Source organism: Brevibacterium sanguinis, from assembly GCF_003315415.1.
Lineage (GTDB): Bacteria > Actinomycetota > Actinomycetes > Actinomycetales > Brevibacteriaceae > Brevibacterium > Brevibacterium celere_A.
In genome coordinates, this window is record NZ_QNSB01000006.1 from 94,222 (window position 1) to 114,174 (window position 19,953).

Sequence of the window (19,953 nt, forward strand, 5' to 3'; positions counted from 1 at the left end):
GGTCGCGGGCGACCGGCGGCGACTTCCGTTCTCATCCCGTGGGAACGTGCCGGGCCGAGGGCTCGCCTCAGCAGGACTCCTCGAGCTCTGCGCGCAGCTGTTCGACGGCCTCGGCGAGGACCGGGGTCAGGGTCCGAACCGTCTTCGCTCCGAAGCGCTCGGTGTGCCCGGCCAGTGTGAGCGAACACAGGACCTCGCCGCGGACGATGACGGGCATGGCGAGCGCGGTGGCACCGTCTCGCAGCTGGCTGCGCGACTGGGCGAACCCCTCCTGACGGATCAGGCGGAGTACGTCGAGGAGTCGCTCCCTGGGCTCGGTGGACTCGGCGGCCACCTCGGCGATGATCTGGGGCGGCGCATGGGCGAGCAGCACCCGCTGACCGGCACCGCGGTCGAGGGGCAGGACCTCGTAGGTGCGGAACGCGATGTCGGCGTCCTCATCGGGGGCGAACTGCCGCAGGCACACCGCGTTGCGTCCCTCCCGCACGGCCAGCACCGAGGTGCGTCCGGTCCTGGCGCTGAGGCGGCGCAGGAACGGGTGCCCCACCTCGAGCAGGTGCGAGCGCGAGTTTCCGTGCCCCGACCAGGAGCTCAGCCTCGAGCTCGGGAGGTAGCGCCCGTCGAACTCCTCGACGAGCTCGAAGTCGCGCAGGGTCTTGAGGTACCGATACGTCGTCGACAGCGGCAGCCCGACGTCGTCGGCGAGCTGCTTCGCCGTGGTCTCCCCCGACTCGGCGATCCGGGTGAGGACCTTGAGCCCGCGGACGAGCGCGGTGTCACGATCGCTCACCCCGACCTCCGCACGTCCCAGCTCGCTTCCCACGTGCACGCTCCCGGCTGGCAGGTCATGAGCAGCACGTACCCCTGGGAGCTGACGCCGGCGAATCCGCCGGGCACGTTCGGGTCGACCAGGTGTCCCTTCTCGTCGATCGCGATCGACTGGTTGACGTCCTGGGAGTGGACGAAGAAGCGTCCGTCATGCGCTCCCGAGATTCCCGCGATGCCGTGGTCGCGCAGCTGGTCGACGGCGATGGAGTCGCCGTCCCTCGAGAGCACGATCGGGGTCGCCAAGCGGTTGAGCGGCGGCTGCGGCGCGGAGCTGCACATCACCGTCCCCGCCGAGGCGGCGCAGTCCGTGAGTCGCTTGCCGACCCTCTCGAGCAGCGAACCAGAGGTCACATCCCTGATCTCGGCTCCATCGTCCGTATTGACGATGAGCAGATCACCGGCGATCGCGGCCGGGTGGAGGAGCTCGTCCCCGACCTCGGACTCGACGCCGTCGCCGTCGCCGTCGCCGTCGCCTGAAGCGCCGCCACCGGTTTCGAAGCGGACGTCCTTCCCGTCGTCGATGCCGACGAGGCGGTGCCCACCCTCCTGCGCATAGCCCCCCGAATTCTCGGTGGCCCGCACGAGGACCGTCTCCTCGGCGATGGAGACGACCGTCGCATCGTCGAGGGTCCACACCGTCCGCTCGTCCTTCCCTGCCGACGTGTCGAGGAGAACGGTGCGCGTCGAGCCTTGGCTGTTGGCGTCGTCGTCGGAGTACTCCTCGATCGTCGCCCCGACGCGCGCGCCGGCGACGGTGCGGATCCGCACCACGTCCTCGGCGGCGGTGAGCGGCTGGAACCATTCGACTTCCCCGCTGTCTCCGCTCAGTGAGACGATCCCCATCCTCGACTCGGAGATCCCGGTGGTGAGCAGGGACCAGCCCTCCGCGGTGTCGACGATGTGAGGTTCCCCGCTCCCGTACATCGACCATTCGATGGGGGCGCCGCCGGGGGTCCGTCCCGGTGTCCGGGACTCGAGAGTCCACCGGACCTTGCCCGTCTGCGCCTCGGCGACGACGTAGGTCGAAGGGGAATCGCCCTCGCCGAAGGAGACGACGGCGTCGTCGACGACTGCTGCTCCGCTGGAGCTGTCCAGGGGCAGCTTCGACCCCGGGGCACCCGGGCCGCCCCACGTCCACAGCGGCTCGCCGAGGTCCCACGGCTCCACGCTCGACGAGGCGGATCCCGGGGTGACCTTCTCCGGGGCGGCGGCGCTGATGGTGCATCCCTCCGTCTCCTCGGCGCAGAAGACCCCGTACTCCTCGGTCAGTTCCTTGGGGAACCCGGGCAGCTCATCGGCTCGCGTCCGTCCCTCGGCGTCGAGGACCGACCGGACCTCCGTGCCCTCGGAACCGTCGACGGCGACGAGGTTCTCCCCGAACACCTCGGAGATCTCCCAGTCGTGGCTCGAGGACTTCGACCCGAAGGGCCGCGATTCCCTCGTCACGAGCTCGCCCTCGCCGTCGGTGCGATAGGTGGTCAGCTCGTCCTCCTCGGTGCAGGCGATGAGAACCGAGCTCGAGACGCAGGAGGCGAATCCCGCGAGCTCCTCCACCGTCGCGCCCGAGTCCAGGCGGACCAGGCGCCGCTCCTGCACCGGGTAGTCGGCCTCGTCCTCGGTCTCACCGCTGATCACGGCATATCCGCCGGATGCGGCCACGAGGCGTGAAGCGTCGAAATCCTTGTCGAGGTCCCACGCCGGCTTTCCGTCGGCGGCGCGCACGGCGGAGACGGAGGCAGTCTCCCTCGGCTCGGGTCCGGAGTCGTCGTGGAAGAGGAAGAGCTCGTCGACCTCGGTGAGGGTGACGGTCCCGCCTCCCAGGGAGGTCGGCCACAGTTCGGGCACGGACCACCTGGTGTCACCGCTGTCCGCGTCGAGCGCCGAGGTGACGAGGGACTGCGGATGGTCCCCGCTGGTCGCGACGGCGACCACGGTGTCGGCATCGGCGAACATCGGCCGTGCCCGCAGCTCGGACAGGTTCCCCACGCCGTTGTCCTTCGCCTGGCTCAGCGGTTCGCTCACCCACGACGGCTTCCCCGTCTCGCCGTTGAGGGCCATCACCCCGACGTCGTGGGTCGACCCCGACTCGACGGCGAAGGAGTCGACGGCGGTCCGGTACGGGACGAGCACCTCGAATCCGCCGTCGCCGAGGTCCCTGACCAGCGGTGGCGCGGGTTCGTGCGGGCTGCGCAGGTCGACGACCGCACCATCTCCGTCGAGCACGGGGTCGCCGTCGTCGGCGCTCCACAGCACCTCTCCGCTCCGGAGGTCGATCGCCGCCAGCCCGCCTCCGGAGTGGACGGTGGTGGAGATGAGCGCGGTGTCGCCGATGATCCTCGTGCCGGACAGGTCCAGTGCCCCGAAGTCCTTGCCCTTCCACACGGGCGGATCCGCGTACTCCAAGGGGTCGCCGGAGTCGTCCGTGCACGCGGTCAGGCCGGCGAGCAGAACGAGCATCACGCCCAGCACCGTTGCTGTCCGCACCGCAGCCGACCGCCGTTGCGCCGGGGCGGTGGTCCGCCATTGAGTCCTCATAAGCACTCAACATACCCAGCCCCGGGCCGCCCGGGCGCGGGTGTTCCGAAATCGGCACACCTGGGGGTCGACGTCGACTGACACACGGTTCAGCCGCCGCTGGACGCTGGGTCAGCCGCCGCTCACGACCGCGCGGCGCTCAGGTCCTCGCGGAAGGCGCGGACTGCCGCCCCGATGTCCCCCGCCGAGGTGATGAATCGGTACCCCTGCTCGCGGCGCAGCTTGGCTTCCGCGCCGTTGCCGCAGTGGATGCCGGGGACTTTGCCGTGCGCCTCGGCGGTCTCACGGATGCGGCGGACAGCCTCGGCGTGGGCCTCATCGGGCTCTCCGGGAACGGTGCCGACGGCGAAGGCGAGGTCGGCGGGGCCGACGTAGACGCCGTCGACGCCTGGCTCGGCGCAGATCTCGTCGAGGTTGGCCAGGCCCTCCGCGGTCTCGATCATGACGAAGAGGAGCGGGCGCTCGGCGCGGGTGTCGCGGGCGGCGCCGGTCATGAGCTCGGCGGTCGGACCCCAGGAGCGCTCTCCGCCGCGGCTCGGGTAGTCGAGGGCCGCGGCGGCCGAGCGCGCCTCGGCGGCGGTCGAGACGAGCGGGACGATGACGGCTTCGACGCCGGCGTCGGCGAGCATCCCGATCTCGGTGAATCGGTTCGCCGCGACCCGGGCGGCGACGAGGGCATCACCGCCGGCGCGCACGGCATCGGTGAGGCGGAGGATGTCCTCGGCGCGGACGAAGCCGTGCTGCATGTCGAGGCACACGTAGTCGAAGCCGGCGGCGGCCCCGATCTTCGCGAGCTCCTGACTCGAGGTCATCATCCACAGTCCGTTGTAGATCTCTCCGGCGGCGAGGCGGGCGCGGTGGGTCTCGATCGCTTCAGTCATGACAGCATCGAATCACACCCGCCCCGCCCCGCATGGGCGATGCCCGAACTGGGGGCCGCGGAGGTCTCCGGCCGGCCCTCAGGCGCGGTGCGTGATGTGACCGTCGGAGACGGTGAGCAGCACCCGTGCCGAGCCCAGTGCCTCGGCCTCGACGGCCAGCGGGTCGACGTCGAGGACCGCGAACGACGCGGGCGCGCCGACGGCGAGGTACCCGCCGTCCTCCCCGATCGCCCGGTGCGGGCCCGTCGTGTACCCGGCGAGCGCCTCGGCGGCGGTGAGCCCCTGCTCGGGCAGGATCGGATCGGCACCGGCGTCCTCGACCGGACGGCGCAGCTGCGCGTCGGCCATGATCGCGAGCGCATCGTAGGGGGCCACGGGATAGTCGGAGCCGAGCGCGAGGATCGCTCCCGCGTCGAGGACGTCGCGCGTGCACCACGCCCGCTTCGCCCGGTCCTCGCCGAGGCGCTGCGACCAGTCGTCGCTGCCGTCGGCCCGCGTGTAGTGGGTGCAGTGGGTCGGCTGCATGCTCGCTGCGATCCCCGCACGGCCCATCAGCTCGATGACGTCGCGACCGACGGATTCGATGTGCTCGATGCGGTGCTGGGTCCCGGTGTCGGGCAGCGCGGCCAGGGTCTCGGCGACCTCCCGGATCCCGCGTTCGCCGATCGCGTGCGTCGCGGTCGGCACTCCCGCCTCGTTGAGCGCCCTCACCCGCGCGGCATAGGCCTCGATCCCACCCCACACCGAGGTGGTCGACTCGCCCTTCGAGTCGGGGGTCTCGAGCCACGCGGTGCCGCCCTCGACGGTGCCGTCGATGAAGAACTTCACTCCCCCGACGCGCCAGCGCTGACCGTGCAGCTTCTGCTTCTCGACGAGCTCGGCGCACTCGGCGTCGCTCATCGCCGGGGTGCACCACGGCGAGATCCGCAGCTTGACCGGCAGCGGGGCGTGCGCCTCGGCGGCGGTGAGGAGGTCGACGATGTTCGGCTCATTCATGTCCATGACGTGGATCTCGCCGATGCCCCTCGCCGCCATCGCCGCCAGCAGGGCGTGCAGCCCGGCGACCTTCTCCTCGAGTGGCTGGACGGGCATGACGTCCTGGACCACGTCCATCGCCTCGAACTCGAGGAGATGGCCGGTCGGCTGACCGGAGTCGTCGGCGACGATCTCGGCGCCGCTGGGCCAGGTTCGTCCCGTCGTGACGCCCGCGAGCTCGAGGGCCGCCGCCGAGGTGATCGCCGAGTGCGCGTCGAAGAGGGTGACGTAGGACTTGCGCCCGGCACCGAGCGCGGTGTGGAGCACGGCGTTGGTGATCCCGGTCTCGACGAAGAGGTTCGGGTCGAGCCCCCAGCCGAGGACCCAGTCCTCGGGGTCGCGGCCCTCGGCCTCCCGTCGCAGCGCCTCGGCGACGTCGTCAAGGGAGCGGCAGGCGGAGAGGTCGGCTCCGCGGGCCATCGACAGGCTCATGATCGGGTGCGCATGGGCGTCGGTGAGCGCGGGGATGATGGCCCCGTCGAGGTCGAGGACCGTCGTCTCCTCCCCGATCCACGACTCGACGGCGTCTCCCAGGGCGACGATGCGGCCATCGGCGACCGCGAGCGCCGGTGCGGAGGCCGCGGGCCGGTTCCCGGCGTCCTCGCTCATGCTGTGGAGGGCGTGCGCCTTCACGGCAAGGTCCGCCGTCTGGTTCGCTGTCACTGTGTCACATCCTTGTTCTCGGGGTCGTTCTCGGTGGTCGGTTGGGCTTACTGTACTGCTTCTGCTGTCGGAGGCCGGCGCGATCGGAGGCGCCGGGGCACTCTCGGGGACGGGCCGATTCACACCGGCGAGCGCCTCGGCGCCCGAGGGAGGACGCCGAGGCCCACCGGCGCTCACGGCCGCATTCGTCAGCTTCCCGGGGTCGGGGCCGACTGGGCACCGGAGGTCGGCGACTCGTCCGCGGGCTCGTCGACGACGACCTCGTCGAAGCGCAGGGTCGGGACCGGACGTCGGAAGAAGCGGGTCTTGACGAGCAGGATCCCCAGACCGATGAGAGCCCACGCGATGCCGATGACCCAGGTGAAGGGCTCGAGCGAGGTCCACAGCCAGATGCACAGCCCGAAGCCGATGAGCGGGACGAGTCCGTAGCGGACGATCGCTCCCGGGGTGCGCACGGCATCGCCGGTCGCGGGGAACAGGTAGGCGCGGATGACCGAGAGGTTGACCATGCTGAAGGCGGCGAGCGCCCCGAAGCTGATCATGAACGCAGCCTGGTCGAGGGTGAGGAAGAGGCAGGACAGGGCGATGACGGACACGACCGTCGTCGCGACCGCGGGGGTCTTGAACCGCTTCGACAGCGTGCCCAGCACCTTGGGCAGGGTGCCGTCGCGACCCATCGAGTAGAGGATGCGCGACACGGAGACCTGTCCGGCCAGTCCCGATCCCAGGCAGCCGGCGATGGAGGAGATGACCATGAGGGTGGCGAGGATCTGCCCGCCCACATGCTCGGCGAGGACGACACCGGCGGCGTCGAGGAGCTCCTGCGGGACGACGCTCCAGTCATCCGGGTGGTAGGAGAGCGCTCCCACCCAGGAGATGAGGATGAAGATCCCACCGCCGAGGAGGGTGGTGAGGATGATCGCCCGCGGGATGTCGCGCTGCGGGTTGCGGGCCTCCTCCGACAGGGTCGAGACCGCGTCGAACCCGAGGAAGGACAGGGCGAGGATCCCGGCACCGGTGAGGATCGGGCTGAAGCCGTCGGATCCCGGGATGAACGGCTCGATGAGTCCGGGTGCCTCGGGGTCGCCGATCGCGGCCTTGAGCGCGAGGATGCCGAAGACGACGACGGTCGCCACGGAGATCGCGACCGTCGTGATGTTGAAGCGGTTGGCGAGCTTGATCCCGAGGACGTTGAAGACGTAGATGATGATCACTGCGGCCAGGGAGAAGACCTGGGTCGGGATGCTCGGGAACTGGGTGCCGACGTAGAGGCCCAGGATCATAAAGTTGATCATGGGGATGAAGAGGTAGTCGAGCAGGAGCACCCAGCCGGTGAGGAATCCGGCCGTGCCGCCGTAGGACTGCTGGACGTAGGTGTAGGCCGACCCCGCGACCGGGTAGCGGCGGACCATCGCCGCGTAGCTCATGGCCGTGAAGATCATCGTGATGAGGGCGACGACATAGGCCAGCGGCAGTCGCCCCTCGGTGACCTGGTTGACGATGCCGTAGGTGGTGAAGACCGTTGCCACGGCCATGTAGGACAGGCCGAACAGGGTCAGCCCGACCAGGCCGAGCGCACGCTTGAGGTGCGGGGCGGATTGCTGGGACACGTTCTCTCCTTCGAGCCGTTCGTGGTCGACAGAACTGGATTTCAGTGGCTGGCGGCTCCGCCGACACTGAGGCGACCGGCACCGTCGTGGATCAATGCTAAATCGATTAAGTGATACGTGCAACACGGGCTCCCGACTCTGCTACCGTCGAAGGATGCCGAGGAACCGCGCCGTCACTCTCAAGCAGGTCGCCGAGCACGCCGACGTGTCGAGGGCGGCGGCGTCGTTCGCCCTGTCCGGGCGTCCGGGAGTCTCCGACGCGACCCGGTCGAAGGTGCTGCGGATCGCCGCCGAACTCGGCTACACCCCCAATCAGACGGCGCAGAACCTGCGCTCCTCCCGGACCGGGATGATCGCCGTCTACCTCCCCCGCTACGTCTCGACCCTCAGCTACTACATGGAGGCGACCTTCGGCGTCATCGACGAGGCCGAGCTCTCGGGCCACACCGTCACCCTCATCCCCCACCGGCGCAGCTCGCTCGGCAGGCTCCAGGCCGACGGGATCATCGTTCTCGACCCGACGCTCGACGATCCGATGGTCGGACAGCTCCTCGACCTCGGGCTGCCGGTCGTCACCGGGGAGGAGATGCCGGGTCCGCGCGCCGAGGTGGCCGGCCGGGTGGCTTCTGACCATGGGACATCGGCGGTCGAGATCCTCGATCACTTCGCCGCCGCCGGCTCACGCCGCCCGGCGATCATCACCACCGGTGAGCGGATGTCCTGGTCGATGGCGATCGAGGAGGCGTACCAGGAGTGGTGCCGCGCCCACGATGTCGAGCCCCGCGTCGAGAGCGCGAACCTCGCCGACATCGAGGAGTCGACCCGCGCGGCGACCCGGAGCCTCCTCGAGACCGGTGGGGTCGATGCGATCCTCGCCCTCACCGACGGCTCCGTCCTCAGCGTCATCACCTCGGCGGCGGAGTACGGCCGCACCGTGGGCGAGGATCTCCTCGTCGCCGCGGCCGTCGACTCCCCCGCGCTCGGCCACACCGATCCCGCCGTGACCGCGGTCGATCTCCATCCGCGGGAGTTCGGCCGCCGGTGCATGGCGGTGCTGCGCCGTGTCCTCGACGGTGAGGAGAGCGCCTCAGGTCCCCTCGCCGAGGTGGTCGAGACGCGAGTCGTCTACCGCGCCTCGACCGCCGGCCCCGGAACCGCCGGCAGGTGAGGGCGGGCGGCCCCCGGACCTCGGCGAGTCTCCGCCCTCTATCGACCCGAAGGGACAGATTCGACGTGGCGCCACGTCGAATCTGTCCCTTCGGGTCGAAATCTGCTGCCGATCTCGACCCTGACCTCCCGGAGAATCCCGGCACGAGGCGCGCATCGCCCACATTCCGCGGCCACGCTCCCTCCCTGGCCCGATGCACCACGCAGGTGCGGCCCCGCTCCCTCCGCGCCCAGCGCGCAGGCGCACCGGCCGGCCTACCGCACCATCGCCGGGCGCTTGGGATCGAAGGCCCAATCCTTGATGAGATGCTGCATGGCGATCGCATCGTCACGGCTGCCGAGGCCGTGCTCGAGGTAGAGGCGGTTCGCGGCCTCCAGGCGGTCACGATCGAGCTCGATGCCCAGTCCCGGGGACCGGGGAACTGTGATCGCACTGTCGACGATCCGCAGCGGCTCACGGGTCAGCGCCTGCCCGTCCTGCCAGATCCAGTGCGTGTCCAGGGCGGTGATCTGGCCGGGCGCAGCCGCTCCGACATGCGTGAACATCGCCAGGGAGATGTCGAAGTGGTTGTTCGAATGCGATCCCCATGTCAGACCGAAGTCGTGGCACATCTGCGCCACACGGACCGAACCGGCCATGGTCCAGAAGTGCGGATCGGCCAACGGGATGTCCACAGCCGCTTCCCGGACCGCGTGCTGCATCTCCCGCCAATCCGTGGCGATCATGTTCGTCGCCGTCCGCAGGCCGGTGGCGCGCTTGAACTCCGCCATCACCTCGCGACCCGAGAATCGGCCTTCGGCACCGCACGGATCCTCGGCGTAGGCGACGACGCCCTCCATCCTCCGGCCCAGGCGAATGGCCTCGTCGAGCAGCCAGCCGCCGTTGGGATCCAAGGTGATCCGGGCAGCGGGGAAGCGCTCCTTGAGCGCGATCACGGTGTCGACCTCGGTGTCCCCGTCGAGCACCCCGCCCTTGAGCTTGAAGTCGCGGAACCCGTACTTCTCATGCGCCGCCTCGGCGAGGGCGACGACCGAAGCGGGGTCCATGGCCTTCTCACGTCGCAGCCGGTCCCAGCCCGAGGCCTCGGGTTCACGAAGATAGCCGAGGCCGGTGGCATCGGGATCGCCGACATAGAACAGGTATCCGAGCATCGGCACGCTCTCCCGCTGCTGGCCGGCGCCGAGAAGCTCGGCGACGGGAACCCCGAGGAACTGACCATGGAGGTCGAGCAGACAGGATTCGATCGCGGTCACGGCATGGATGGCGACGCGTTGGTCGAAGGTCTGATCGCCTCGTCCGCCGGAGTCACGGTCGCGGAAGGCCGATTCCACCTCGCGCAGCAGACTGCGCAGGCGCGCCACCGGCCGGCCGATGAGCAGCCGGGCGGCGTCCTCGATGGTCGAGCGGATCGGCTCGCCACCGGGGACTTCGCCGAGGCCGGTGCGCCCGTCGCTGTCGGTGATGATCACGATGTTCCGGGTGAAGTAGGGGCCGTGAGCACCGGACAGGTTCATGAGCATGGAGTCGTGCCCGGCGACGGGAACGACCTCCACCGAGGCGATCACGGGACCGCCGGAGCGTTGAGAGGCATTCATGGGTTCGATCCTTTCACCCGACCGTCGTGCAGCTGGACGACGGACCACGGGTTGTCATCGCGCACGGGCTCGGGAAGCAGCTGCGGCGGCATCGACTGGTAGCTGACCGGGCGGAGGAAGCGCTCGATAGCAAGGCTCCCCACCGATGTGGTCGCGGGTGCCGAGGTGGCCGGGAAGGGTCCGCCATGGACCATGGCATGTCCGACTTCGACTCCGGTCGGCCAACCGCCCCAGAGGATGCGCCCGCACAGCCCCTCGAGGACGGGCAGGAGCGCACGGACGGTGCCGAAGTCGGATTCGGTCGCCTGCACCGTGGCCGTCAGCTGCCCCTCGAGGCCTTCGAGAACGGCTCTGAGCTCCTCGGCGTCCCGGTAGCGGACCACGAGGGAGGCGGCCCCGAAGATCTCCTGGGCCAGCGCCTCGTTGGCGGCGAACTCGGATGCGCGGGTCGTGAAGACGATGGGGGCGGGCGCGTTCTCTCCGACCCCGGGAACCCCGGAGGCGATTTCGTCGACGCCCGGCTGTGACCGGAGTGCCGCCACTCCCGTGCCGAACGCCTCGGCGATTCCTGGGGTGAGCATGGTCTGCCCGGTCTGCTCGGGCAGGAGCGCAGCGACATGATCGACGAAGCCGTCCCCTGGCGCGCCCTCGGGGACGAGGACGAGACCGGGGGCGGTGCACAGCTGACCGCTGGACCCCGTCAGCGAGGTGATGAATTGGGAGGCGAGGGCCTCGGGGCCGACTCCGTCCGAGCTCAGGCTCCCGGGCAGGACGATGACCGGGTTGATCGAGCTCATCTCGGCGTAGACGGGAATCGGCACGGGACGGTTCGCGGCCGTCGCGCTCAGCGAGAGCCCAGCCGACCGCGAGCCGGTGAATCCGATCGCGGCGATCCGCGGGTCCGCGGCCAGCTGCTGGCCGATCGTCGATCCCGCGCCGTAGACGAGGGAGAAGACCCCGGGATCGATTCCGCACTCGGCTGCCGCGGCGGTGACCGCCCGGCCGACGATCTCACTCGTGCCGGGGTGGGCGTTGTGAGCCTTGACGACGACAGGACACCCTGCGGCGAGCGCCGAGGCCGTGTCCCCTCCCGCGACCGAGAAGGCCAGCGGGAAGTTGCTCGCGCCGAAGACGGCGACGGGTCCGATGGGGACTCTGCGCTGCCGGATGTCGAGTCTCGGCAGGGGTGAGCGTTCGGGCAGGGCGGGGTCGATCCTCGCCCCGTGGAAGTTGCCGACCCGGACCACGTCGGCGAACAGGCGCAGCTGGCCGACGGTGCGGGAGACCTCGCCGTTCAGCCGGGCCTCGGGCAGGCCCGTCTCGGCCATCGCCCGCTCGACGAGCGGCGCTCGCACCGCGTCGATGTTGTCGGCGATCCTGTCGAGGAATGTGCTTCGGTCCTTCGGCGATGTCGAACGGTATCCGGCGAAGGCGGCGGCCGCGGCGCGGGTCGCCTCTTCGGTCTGCTCGGCGTCGAGTGCCGTGTAGACGGGGTCGAGCGGGGCGTTCGTCCGGGGGTCGACGGCCTGTGCCGTTCCGGCTCTGCCGGTGACCTCGGATCCTGCGATCAGCGAGTGCCCTCGGAGTTCGGTCTTCGTCATCTCGGTTCTCCTCGTCGTCTGGACGGAGTCAGGCGGTCGGGTCGGTATCAGGCGGTCGCCGACTTGAGGGTGGGAGCCTCCGCGGCACCATCGGGGGCGATGCCCGCCGAGGCGATGAGCAGTGCGAGGTCCGAGACGTCGTCCTCGCTGAGGTCCTGGAGCGGGGGCCGGACGGGTCCGCTGTCGCGTCCGATCGCCTTGAGGCCCCCCTTGACGATCGAGACTCCGTAGCCTTTGACCCGATCGCGGATCTCGAGGTAGGGAAGGACGAAGCGATTGAGCTTCTCGGTCACCGCGGTCCGGTCCTGTGCGCGCACGTCGGCGTAGAAGTCGAGGGCGAACTCGGGCACGAAGTTGAACATCGCCGAGGAGTACGTGCTCATCCCCAGCTGCAGGAGCGGCAGCGCGAACGTCTCGGCGGTCGGCAGACCGCCGAGGTAGAACAGCCGATCCCCGTTCTTCGCGTAGACCTTCGTCAGGTGCTCGATGTCGCCGATGGCGTCCTTGAACCCGATGAAGTTCGGGTGGTTGTCGGCCAGCCGGGCGACGGTCTCGGCCGAGTAGACGGCGTTGGCCCGGTTGTAGACGATGATGCCGATGCTCGTGGCCTCGCAGATCGCGGCGACATGGCGGTAGAGACCGTCCTGGTCGCATTCGGTGAGATACGGGGGCAGGACGAGCACGCCCTCGGCACCGGCCGCCTCGGCGTCCTGGACATTGCGCACCGCGTGCACGGTCGCACCGCCCGCAGAGGCGAGCACGGGAACCTCCGGCCGGGATTCTGCCACGGCCAGCGCCACGACTCGAGCGGCCTCGTCGGGGCTCAGGCTGAACCCTTCCCCCGTACCGCCGGCGGCGAAGAGTCCGGCGACGTCGTAGCTCGACTGCCAGGCGATGTGCTCGCGGTACCGCTCCTCGTCAACGTTGAGTTCGGCATCGAACGCGGTGGCGGGAAACGAGAGCAGACCGTCCTTGAGATGGGCGGCGAGCTCCTGTGGGGAGAACTGGGCCATGAGGGAATCCTTCTGATGAGCGAGTCGATACGAACGTGACTTTATGAGGGCCTTCAATGCCTGTCTAAGCCCGAGACGATATTGGGTGATACCCAAAGGGCATTGGAGTAGTCCGACGAATCGCTGTGTCATGGACAGCGTTGCCTCCCTCCGACACCCCCGGAGCAGTCACGCCCCAGACCTCGTTCCCGACCAGGAGTCCCCATGACCTACCGCCCGGATGCGATCCGTTCGATCACCCTGTCCCAGATCCCCCTTCCCCTGTCGGTGCCGATCTCCGACGCCAAGGTCTTCACCGGCAGGCAGAAGCCGATGACCGAGGTGGCGATGCTCTTCGCCGAGATCGAGACAGCACAGGGTCGTTCCGGAATCGGGTTCAGCTACTCGAAGCGAGCCGGCGGACCCGCTCAGTACGCGCACGCCAAGGAGGTCGCCGAGGCGGCCCTCGGTGAGGACCCCAATGACATCGGAAAGCTCTACACCAAGCTGCTGTGGGCCGGCGCATCCGTCGGACGTTCGGGGCTGGCGACCCAGGCCCTGGCCGCGATCGACATCGCCCTCTACGACCTCAAGGCCAAGCGCGCCGACCTGCCCTTGGCCAAGCTCCTCGGCAGTCACCGCGACTCCGTCCGCACATACAACACCTCGGGCGGCTTCCTCAACGCCTCCCTCGCCGAGGTGAAGGACCGAGCCTCGCAGTCGCTGGAGGAGGGCATCGGCGGGATCAAGATCAAGGTCGGTCTGCCCGACACCGCCGAGGACATCCGACGGGTGACGGCGGTTCGCGAGCACATCGGAGTCGCCCCGCTCATGGTGGATGCCAACCAGCAGTGGGACCGCGCGACGGCGCTGCGAATGGGGCGCGCCTTCGACGACCTCGACCTCGTGTGGATCGAGGAACCGCTCGACGCCTACGACGTCGAGGGCCATGCCCGGCTGACGCGGACGCTCGACACTCCCATCGCCACCGGTGAGATGCTCAGCTCCGTCGCCGAGCACCGCAGCCTCATCGACGCCCGCGCCTGCGACATCCTCCAGCCTGACGCGCCCCGCGTCGGCGGAATCACCCAGTTCATGCGTCTGCTCGCCCTGGCCGACGAAGCCGCCCTCGACATCGCCCCGCACTTCGCCATGGAGATCCACCTCCACCTCGCCGCCTGCTATCCGCGCGAGACCTGGGTCGAGCACTTCGACTGGCTCGACCCTCTCTTCAACGAACGCCTGGAGACGAGGGACGGCCGGATGATCGTTCCCGACCGCCCGGGACTGGGCATCTCCCTCAGCGACCAGGCGCGGACCTGGACCACCGAGACCGTGACGATCGGGTGAAGGGGAGCGGAGACATGAATGAGCAGCTGTCGGCCGCCTCGGCGGGCACCCGGACACCGGCCGCAACGGCACTCGAGGGAACGTCCGGACTCCCGGTCACCTCGGCGCGGGCGAGGATCGCCGAGGTCCGGATCACTCCAGTGGCCTTCGCCGATCCCCCGCTCCTCAACGCCGTCGGCGTGCACGAGCCCTACGCCCTGCGGACGGTCATCGAGATCATCACCGATTCCGGTGTGTACGGCCTCGGCGAATCCTACGGCGACGAGGCGCATATCCGGCGCCTGGAACTGGCGTCGAGCGCGCTCATCGGCACCGACCCCTTCCTCCTCACCGCGTCCCGATCTGCCGTCGCCGAGGCGCTGACGCAGGACTCCGGCGTCGGCGGCCATGGAATGAGCGGGATGATCACCGACTCCTCGACGCTCGACCGCGTGTTCTCCCCCTTCGAGGTCGCCTGCCTGGATGTCCAGGGCAAGCTGCTCGGTCTGCCGGTGTCGGAACTGCTCGGCGGCCGGGTGAGGGATTCCGTGGAGTTCAGCGGCTATCTGTTCTACAAATGGGCTGCTCACCCCGGTCACGTCGAGGATTCCTGGGGTGAGGCACTCGACCCAGCCGGAATCGTCGCTCAGGCGCAGAAGATGGTCTCCGATTACGGGTTCACCGCGCTCAAGCTCAAGGGCGGCGTCTTCCCGCCGGAAGAGGAGGCCGCGGCCATCGAGGCCCTGGCCGAGCACTTCCCCGGTGTCCCTCTGCGTATCGATCCGAATGCCGCGTGGACCGTCGAGACCTCGATCCAGGTGGCCGACCGGCTCGAATCGGTCCTCGAGTACCTCGAGGACCCGACTCCCGGAATCGCCGGGATGGCTGAGGTCCGAAAGGCCGTGGCGATGCCGGTGGCGACGAACATGTGCGTCGTCGCCTTCGACCAGCTGCCGTCGGCGATCGCTGCGGGAAGCGTCGACATCATCCTCTCGGATCACCATTTCTGGGGCGGACTCAGGCGTTCGGGCCTGCTAGCCGGGACCGCCGAGACGTTCGGGATGTCCCTGTCGATGCATTCGAACTCCCACCTGGGCATCAGCCTCGCGGCGATGCTCCACTTGGCAGCTGCGACCCCGAACATCGATTACGCCTGCGATACCCATTGGCCGTGGAAGAACCCGGAGGACGACGTCATCATGGGTTCGCCGTTCCGCTTCGTCGACGGCCGTGTCGCTGTTCCCACCTCCCCGGGCCTCGGCGTCGAACTCGATCGGGACAAGCTCGCCCGTCTGCACGAGGCCTACCTCGACTGCGGGATCAGGAATCGCGACGACACCGGCTACATGCAGAGATTCGACCCGGAGTACTCGGCCCTCGCCCCTCGCTGGTGAGCAAGGGGACAGTCTCAGCTCCGGTCCTCGGTCAGGGGACCGACGACGCGATGTCGGGCGACGACGAAGGCGCCGTTGCGTCCGATCTCGAGGAGTTCGAGGTCGAGGCGACGCGGCAGCAGCGGACGTCCCGCCCCCAGAGTCACCGGCGCGATCGAGGTGATGACCTCGTCGAGGAGTCCCGCCTCGGCGAACTGACCGGCGAGGTCCCCTCCGCCGACGACCCAGAGGTCCTTGTCACCGGCGGCGTCCCTCATCGCCGCATGCACCTCGGCAGCACTCCCCTTCGCGAAGCGGATGCCCAGATCGTCGTCGGGTCCGCTGTTCTCCGGCCGTGGCAGCTGACGATGAGTCATCACCCAGGTGGGCAGTCGGTACGGCCAGGCGCCGGCCTCGTGCCGCAGCACCCATTCGTAAGTCGTCGATCCCATCACCAGGGCGCCGACACCTGCGATGAACTCGTCGTAGTCCCCCGGTCCGGGTGAGTCCTCCCCCGGTCCGGGTGAGTTCTCGCCCGCGGCGGGCGAGCTGTCGCCCTCGGCCGGCATCGCGTCTCCCGCCTGGGGCTGCCTCAGCAGCCAGTCGAGGGAGTCGTTCGGATCGGCGATGAAGCCGTCGAGGGTGGTGGCCGTGTAGTAGATCGTTCGACTCATGAGTCGGCTCCTTCCGTGGTCTCTTCGTCGTCACAGGGCGCATCGGTACTCGTTGGCACGTCGATGTCCGGTTCCTCACCGCGCAGCCTGCGCAGCCACATGATCGGGTCGCCCTCGTCGACGGCGTGGCCCAGTCGTCTCACCATGTGCCGCACGAGGTGGCGGCGGTGAGCGGAGTACGTGAGGACATGGGCGACGACGGCGCTGATGACGAAGCTCTCGGGAGGATCGCAGAGTGCGTCGATGAGGCGGTCGTCCCAGGCGCCTCGGCGATCGATGTCGCGGACGAAGGCGAGCCAGCGTCCACCGGCCTCCTCGTGGCGGCGCTGGAGTGCCTGGAGTCCGGAGTCCGGTCGGCGTTCGGGCAGATCCTGGCCGTCGACCGCGGCGAGCCACACCTCCTTCGTGAAGACGAGGTTCTCGAGGACAGCGCGGATCGACGATTCGCCGCCGTCCCACTCGAGCACGGTGACGTCCGCGAGGACCTCCCGGTGAAGCTCCTCGTCGTCCATGCGGAGCGCCACGCGGATGAGGTGGGAGATGTCGTCGAGATCGTGGCGGACGAGCTGTTCGCTCAACGGATTCATCAGGGTCTCCTGCGAGTTCACCCACAGCGAGGTGGGCGGGTGGAAGTGGATTCCGTTCGGGCTGGGCAGCCAGTGGCCCGACTCCGGCTCCGAGCTGGGCGGACGGCCGAATGCTTTGGAGAACGCCCGGCTGAATCCCTCCACCGAGGAGTACCCGGCCGTCCAGGCGGCGTCGGCGACGCTCGTCCCCTGTCGCAGCTGCCAGGCGGCGCGCTCGAGCATCACCCGTCGGCGCATCGCCACCGGCGACTCCCCTGTCTGCCGGGACACCGTGCGACCGAAGTGGAAGCGCGTCGAGAAGGCGCCGGCGGCCATCTCGTCGAGGCTGCCGTGGCGTTCGTCGAGCACGGCGTCGAGGAGCTCCCGCAGCCGGTCCCGTCCGTTCGTCGTCATGAGAACAGTCTGGACCGCCACCGGCACGATCGCATGACCGAAATTGCTCTCCTCGGACGGAGGCGCTCACGGCCCTTCCCCTGGCCGGTCCCGCACCCTAGTCTTGCCGCATGCACACAGAAGAACGTCCGCTCGGCCCGTCCACCGGCACGACAACAACCTGTTCCGGCCTCTTCGGCGTCGTCATGTGCGCTGCTCGTGCAGCAGTCGAGCCCGACGGATCGCGACGACCATGAACGCCCTCTCCCCACGCCTCGCCGCGATCGTCGCCGCGCTGCCTCTGCGGCCTGGTCTGCGGGTGCTCGAGATCGGTGGCGGGCCGGGTGCCGCGGCGAAGGCGGTGGCGGCTCGCATCGGGACCGGCCACATCCTCATGATCGATCGCTCGCAGCGGAGCATCGCCCTGGCCGAGAGGAACGCAGAGGTCGAGATCTCCGCTGGCCGCATGAGCGTGCGACACATCGCCGTCGAGGACTTCGTCCTGTTGCCGGACGAGGGACCCTTCGACCTCGCGTTCGGCATCCGCGTCGGCGCCCTCGACGGACGACACCCGGAGACGGGCAGGCTCGCTCTCACGCGAATCGCGGCTGCGCTCACGCCGGGTGGACGGCTCTTCATCGACGGCGGGGATCCGCTTCGGGAGGTGGGGCTGCCTCCCCGGGAAACAGCTTGAGCCACTGCCTCGGCAGGGTGACGCTGACCGGATGTCCGCCGACCTCTGCTGCCCGCTCCTTTGGTCTTCTGCTGTCCGCTTCGCAGAGCGACTCGGTTCAGCCGGCTTTGACCGCGAGCACCGGCACTTCGGCTTGCAGCAGGATGCGCTGTGCCAGTGATCCCATGATGAACTTGCCCACCTGGGAACGCTTGCGCAGGCCGATGACGATGAGATCGACCTGCCAGGCGTCGGCCGCCTCGAGCAGGGAATCGGCGGCGTCGTCCTCATGGGCCAGTGTGTAGACCTCGGCGTCGACACCGGCGTCCGCTGCCCGCTGCCTGATGGCATCAAGGGCCTCGTCCTCGGCCACTGAATCGGAGACCAGCGGGCCGCGCTTTCTCGAGTTCGCGATGCGAAGCTTGACTCCCCTCCACGCCGCTTCCCTGATGGCCGCATCGACCGCAGCCTCTCCCGTCTCCGTGGGAACATATCCGACGAGGATGCTCATACGTGGACCCCTTTCTCTTCCTTGTCTGCCGGCCGGGACTTCGCTCGATCGAGCAGAGTCCGGATCATGGGCAGCACGATGACGACGACGAGGAGCGCCAGCAGGCTCACCGTGATCGGTCGGGTGAACACCGAGGAGAGTTCTCCTTCGAAGAGGAGAAGCGACCGACGGACATTCGACTCCAGCATCTCGGCGAGCACGAACGCGAGAACCAGCGGTCCTGGTTCGAAGCCGGTTTTCTTCATGAGGTAGCCGATGACGCCGAAGACGACCAGGAGCACCAGATCGAAAACGGAGTTCTTCACGGTGTAGGCGCCGATCAACGTGATGAGCACGGTGATCGGGGCGAGGATCGCCGGGCGCACTCGGAGTACTTTGACGAACACTCCGATCAGCGGGATCGCCATGATCAGCAGCAGGATGTTGCCGATGTACATCGAGTTGACGACACCCCAGAACAGTTCGGGCTCGTCAGAGACCAGGAGGGGCCCGGGTGTGATCCCTTGGATCAGGAGCGCCCCGAACATCATGGCCATCGTGGCATTGGCCGGGATCCCCAGACTCAGCAGCGGGATGAACGAAGAGGTCGCGGCCGCGTTGTTCGCCGATTCCGGTCCAGCGACGCCTTCGATCGCGCCTTTGCCGAACCTCGACGGGTCCTTGGCGATCTTCTTCTCCACACCGTAGGCGGCCATCGACGAGATCGTCGCCCCGCCTCCGGGCAGGATACCGAGCAGGAAGCCCAGCACCGAACCGCGTCCGATGGCACCCGATGAGCGCTTGAGATCATTCTTCGTCGGCCAGACATGCGCGACCTTCTTCGGAGGCGCCGAGGCACGGTGGCGCTCCTCCAGGTTGTACAGGATCTCACCGACACCGAACAGGCCCATGGCGACGATGACGAAGTCGATTCCATCGCCGAGGCTGAGGTTGCCGAAGGTGAAACGTTCGGTCCCGGTGAAGACATCCCGTCCCACCATCGCCAGGAACACGCCGAGGGCAGCCGCGATGAGTGCTTTGACCTTGTTGCCCGAGCTGATCGTCGCGACGAGTGTGACGCCGAGCAGAGCGAGAGCCGCATACTCAGGTGGACCGAAGTCCAGAGCGAACGAGGCAATGAGCGGAGCCAAGAACGTCAGTCCGATGATAGCCGCGGTGCCGCCGATGAATGATCCGATCGCGGCCACACCGAGCGCAGTTCCCGCTCGGCCCTGCTTGGCCATCTGGTAGCCGTCGAAGACCGTGACCACGGAACTCGCCTCTCCGGGAAGACGGAGGAGCACCGAGGTGATCGTCCCACCGTACTGAGCGCCGTAGAAGATTCCCGCGAGCATGATGATCGCTGTCACCGGCTCGAGCCCGAACGTCAGTGGCAGAAGGATCGCGAGGGTGGCCGACGGCCCCAGGCCGGGCAGCACGCCGACAAGCATCCCCACCAGCACACCGATGAAGCAGTAGAGGAGGTTTCCAGGCTCGAGAACGGTCCCGAACCCCTCGATGACAGGAGTGAAGAATTCCATGAGTGC

Annotated in this window: 16 protein-coding genes; 4 read left to right on the top strand and 12 right to left on the bottom strand. The window is 68.7% G+C overall.

Going from position 1 to position 19,953, the window contains the following annotated elements; translation table 11 throughout:
• Positions 1-67: 67 nt before the first annotated feature.
• From DFO65_RS10235 to DFO65_RS10255, 5 genes are all read right to left on the bottom strand, one after another.
• A complete protein-coding gene (locus DFO65_RS10235; protein ID WP_147233330.1) occupies positions 68-790 on the bottom strand; it encodes an IclR family transcriptional regulator in 723 nt (240 codons plus the stop codon).
• A complete protein-coding gene (locus DFO65_RS10240) occupies positions 787-3,288 on the bottom strand; it encodes an outer membrane protein assembly factor BamB family protein (RefSeq protein WP_147233332.1) in 2,502 nt (833 codons plus the stop codon). The genes DFO65_RS10235 and DFO65_RS10240 overlap by 4 nt, the downstream gene beginning before the upstream one ends.
• Positions 3,289-3,485: 197 nt before the next feature.
• Positions 3,486-4,244: an HpcH/HpaI aldolase family protein gene (locus tag DFO65_RS10245; RefSeq protein WP_113904333.1), complete on the bottom strand. Its 759-nt coding sequence runs from the start codon at positions 4,242-4,244 to the stop codon at positions 3,486-3,488.
• 78 nt (positions 4,245-4,322) lie between these two features.
• On the bottom strand, positions 4,323-5,942 hold the full coding sequence (locus DFO65_RS10250; protein WP_113904334.1) for an amidohydrolase: 1,620 nt from the start codon (positions 5,940-5,942) through the stop codon (positions 4,323-4,325).
• 188 nt (positions 5,943-6,130) lie between these two features.
• Entirely contained in the window at positions 6,131-7,552 is a 1,422-nt protein-coding gene (locus tag DFO65_RS10255) for an APC family permease (protein ID WP_113904335.1), read from the bottom strand.
• Positions 7,553-7,706: 154 nt separating this feature from the next.
• On the opposite strand from DFO65_RS10255, the gene DFO65_RS10260 reads away from it, so the two are divergent.
• Entirely contained in the window at positions 7,707-8,720 is a 1,014-nt protein-coding gene (locus tag DFO65_RS10260; protein ID WP_181778697.1) for a LacI family DNA-binding transcriptional regulator, read from the top strand.
• A gap of 254 nt (positions 8,721-8,974) precedes the next feature.
• On the opposite strand, the gene DFO65_RS10265 is transcribed toward DFO65_RS10260, so the two are convergent.
• The 3 genes from DFO65_RS10265 to kdgD are packed head-to-tail and all read right to left on the bottom strand — an operon-like array spanning position 8,975 to position 12,929.
• Positions 8,975-10,315, bottom strand: a complete 1,341-nt coding sequence (locus tag DFO65_RS10265) for an enolase C-terminal domain-like protein (protein WP_113904337.1) — start codon at positions 10,313-10,315, stop codon at positions 8,975-8,977.
• Positions 10,312-11,916 carry an aldehyde dehydrogenase (NADP(+)) gene (locus tag DFO65_RS10270; protein WP_113904338.1) on the bottom strand — a complete coding sequence of 535 codons (1,605 nt, stop codon included), beginning with the start codon at positions 11,914-11,916 and terminating at the stop codon, positions 10,312-10,314. Before DFO65_RS10270 ends, DFO65_RS10265 begins: the two co-directional genes overlap by 4 nt.
• Positions 11,917-11,963: 47 nt before the next feature.
• Positions 11,964-12,929 carry a 5-dehydro-4-deoxyglucarate dehydratase gene (kdgD, locus tag DFO65_RS10275; protein WP_113904339.1) on the bottom strand — a complete coding sequence of 322 codons (966 nt, stop codon included), beginning with the start codon at positions 12,927-12,929 and terminating at the stop codon, positions 11,964-11,966.
• A 204-nt stretch (positions 12,930-13,133) separates the two neighbouring features.
• On the opposite strand from kdgD, the gene DFO65_RS10280 reads away from it, so the two are divergent.
• Both DFO65_RS10280 and DFO65_RS10285 read left to right on the top strand, forming a co-directional pair.
• Positions 13,134-14,258 (top strand): L-talarate/galactarate dehydratase, encoded by a 1,125-nt coding sequence (locus tag DFO65_RS10280; RefSeq protein WP_113904340.1) that lies wholly within the window; start codon positions 13,134-13,136, stop codon positions 14,256-14,258.
• A 14-nt stretch (positions 14,259-14,272) separates the two neighbouring features.
• Positions 14,273-15,631 carry a glucarate dehydratase family protein gene (locus DFO65_RS10285; protein WP_113904471.1) on the top strand — a complete coding sequence of 453 codons (1,359 nt, stop codon included), beginning with the start codon at positions 14,273-14,275 and terminating at the stop codon, positions 15,629-15,631.
• 14 nt (positions 15,632-15,645) lie between these two features.
• Here the strand turns inward: DFO65_RS10285 and DFO65_RS10290 are convergent, their stop codons facing one another.
• Positions 15,646-16,284 (bottom strand): dihydrofolate reductase family protein, encoded by a 639-nt coding sequence (locus DFO65_RS10290; RefSeq protein ID WP_113904341.1) that lies wholly within the window; start codon positions 16,282-16,284, stop codon positions 15,646-15,648.
• Positions 16,281-17,264, bottom strand: coding sequence for a helix-turn-helix domain-containing protein (locus DFO65_RS10295; RefSeq protein WP_113904472.1), 984 nt, complete (start codon positions 17,262-17,264; stop codon positions 16,281-16,283). The genes DFO65_RS10290 and DFO65_RS10295 overlap by 4 nt, the downstream gene beginning before the upstream one ends.
• Positions 17,265-17,496: 232 nt before the next feature.
• Here DFO65_RS10295 and DFO65_RS10300 point away from each other — a divergent pair, with 232 nt between their 5' ends.
• Entirely contained in the window at positions 17,497-17,937 is a 441-nt protein-coding gene (locus tag DFO65_RS10300) for an SAM-dependent methyltransferase (RefSeq protein WP_181778698.1), read from the top strand.
• Between the two features lie 97 nt (positions 17,938-18,034).
• Here DFO65_RS10300 and DFO65_RS10305 read toward each other — a convergent pair whose 3' ends face one another.
• Both DFO65_RS10305 and DFO65_RS10310 read right to left on the bottom strand, forming a co-directional pair.
• A complete protein-coding gene (locus DFO65_RS10305; protein WP_113904342.1) occupies positions 18,035-18,427 on the bottom strand; it encodes a universal stress protein in 393 nt (130 codons plus the stop codon).
• Positions 18,424-19,947, bottom strand: coding sequence for a tripartite tricarboxylate transporter permease (locus DFO65_RS10310; RefSeq protein WP_113904343.1), 1,524 nt, complete (start codon positions 19,945-19,947; stop codon positions 18,424-18,426). The genes DFO65_RS10305 and DFO65_RS10310 overlap by 4 nt, the downstream gene beginning before the upstream one ends.
• Between the last annotated feature and the right edge of the window lie 6 nt (positions 19,948-19,953).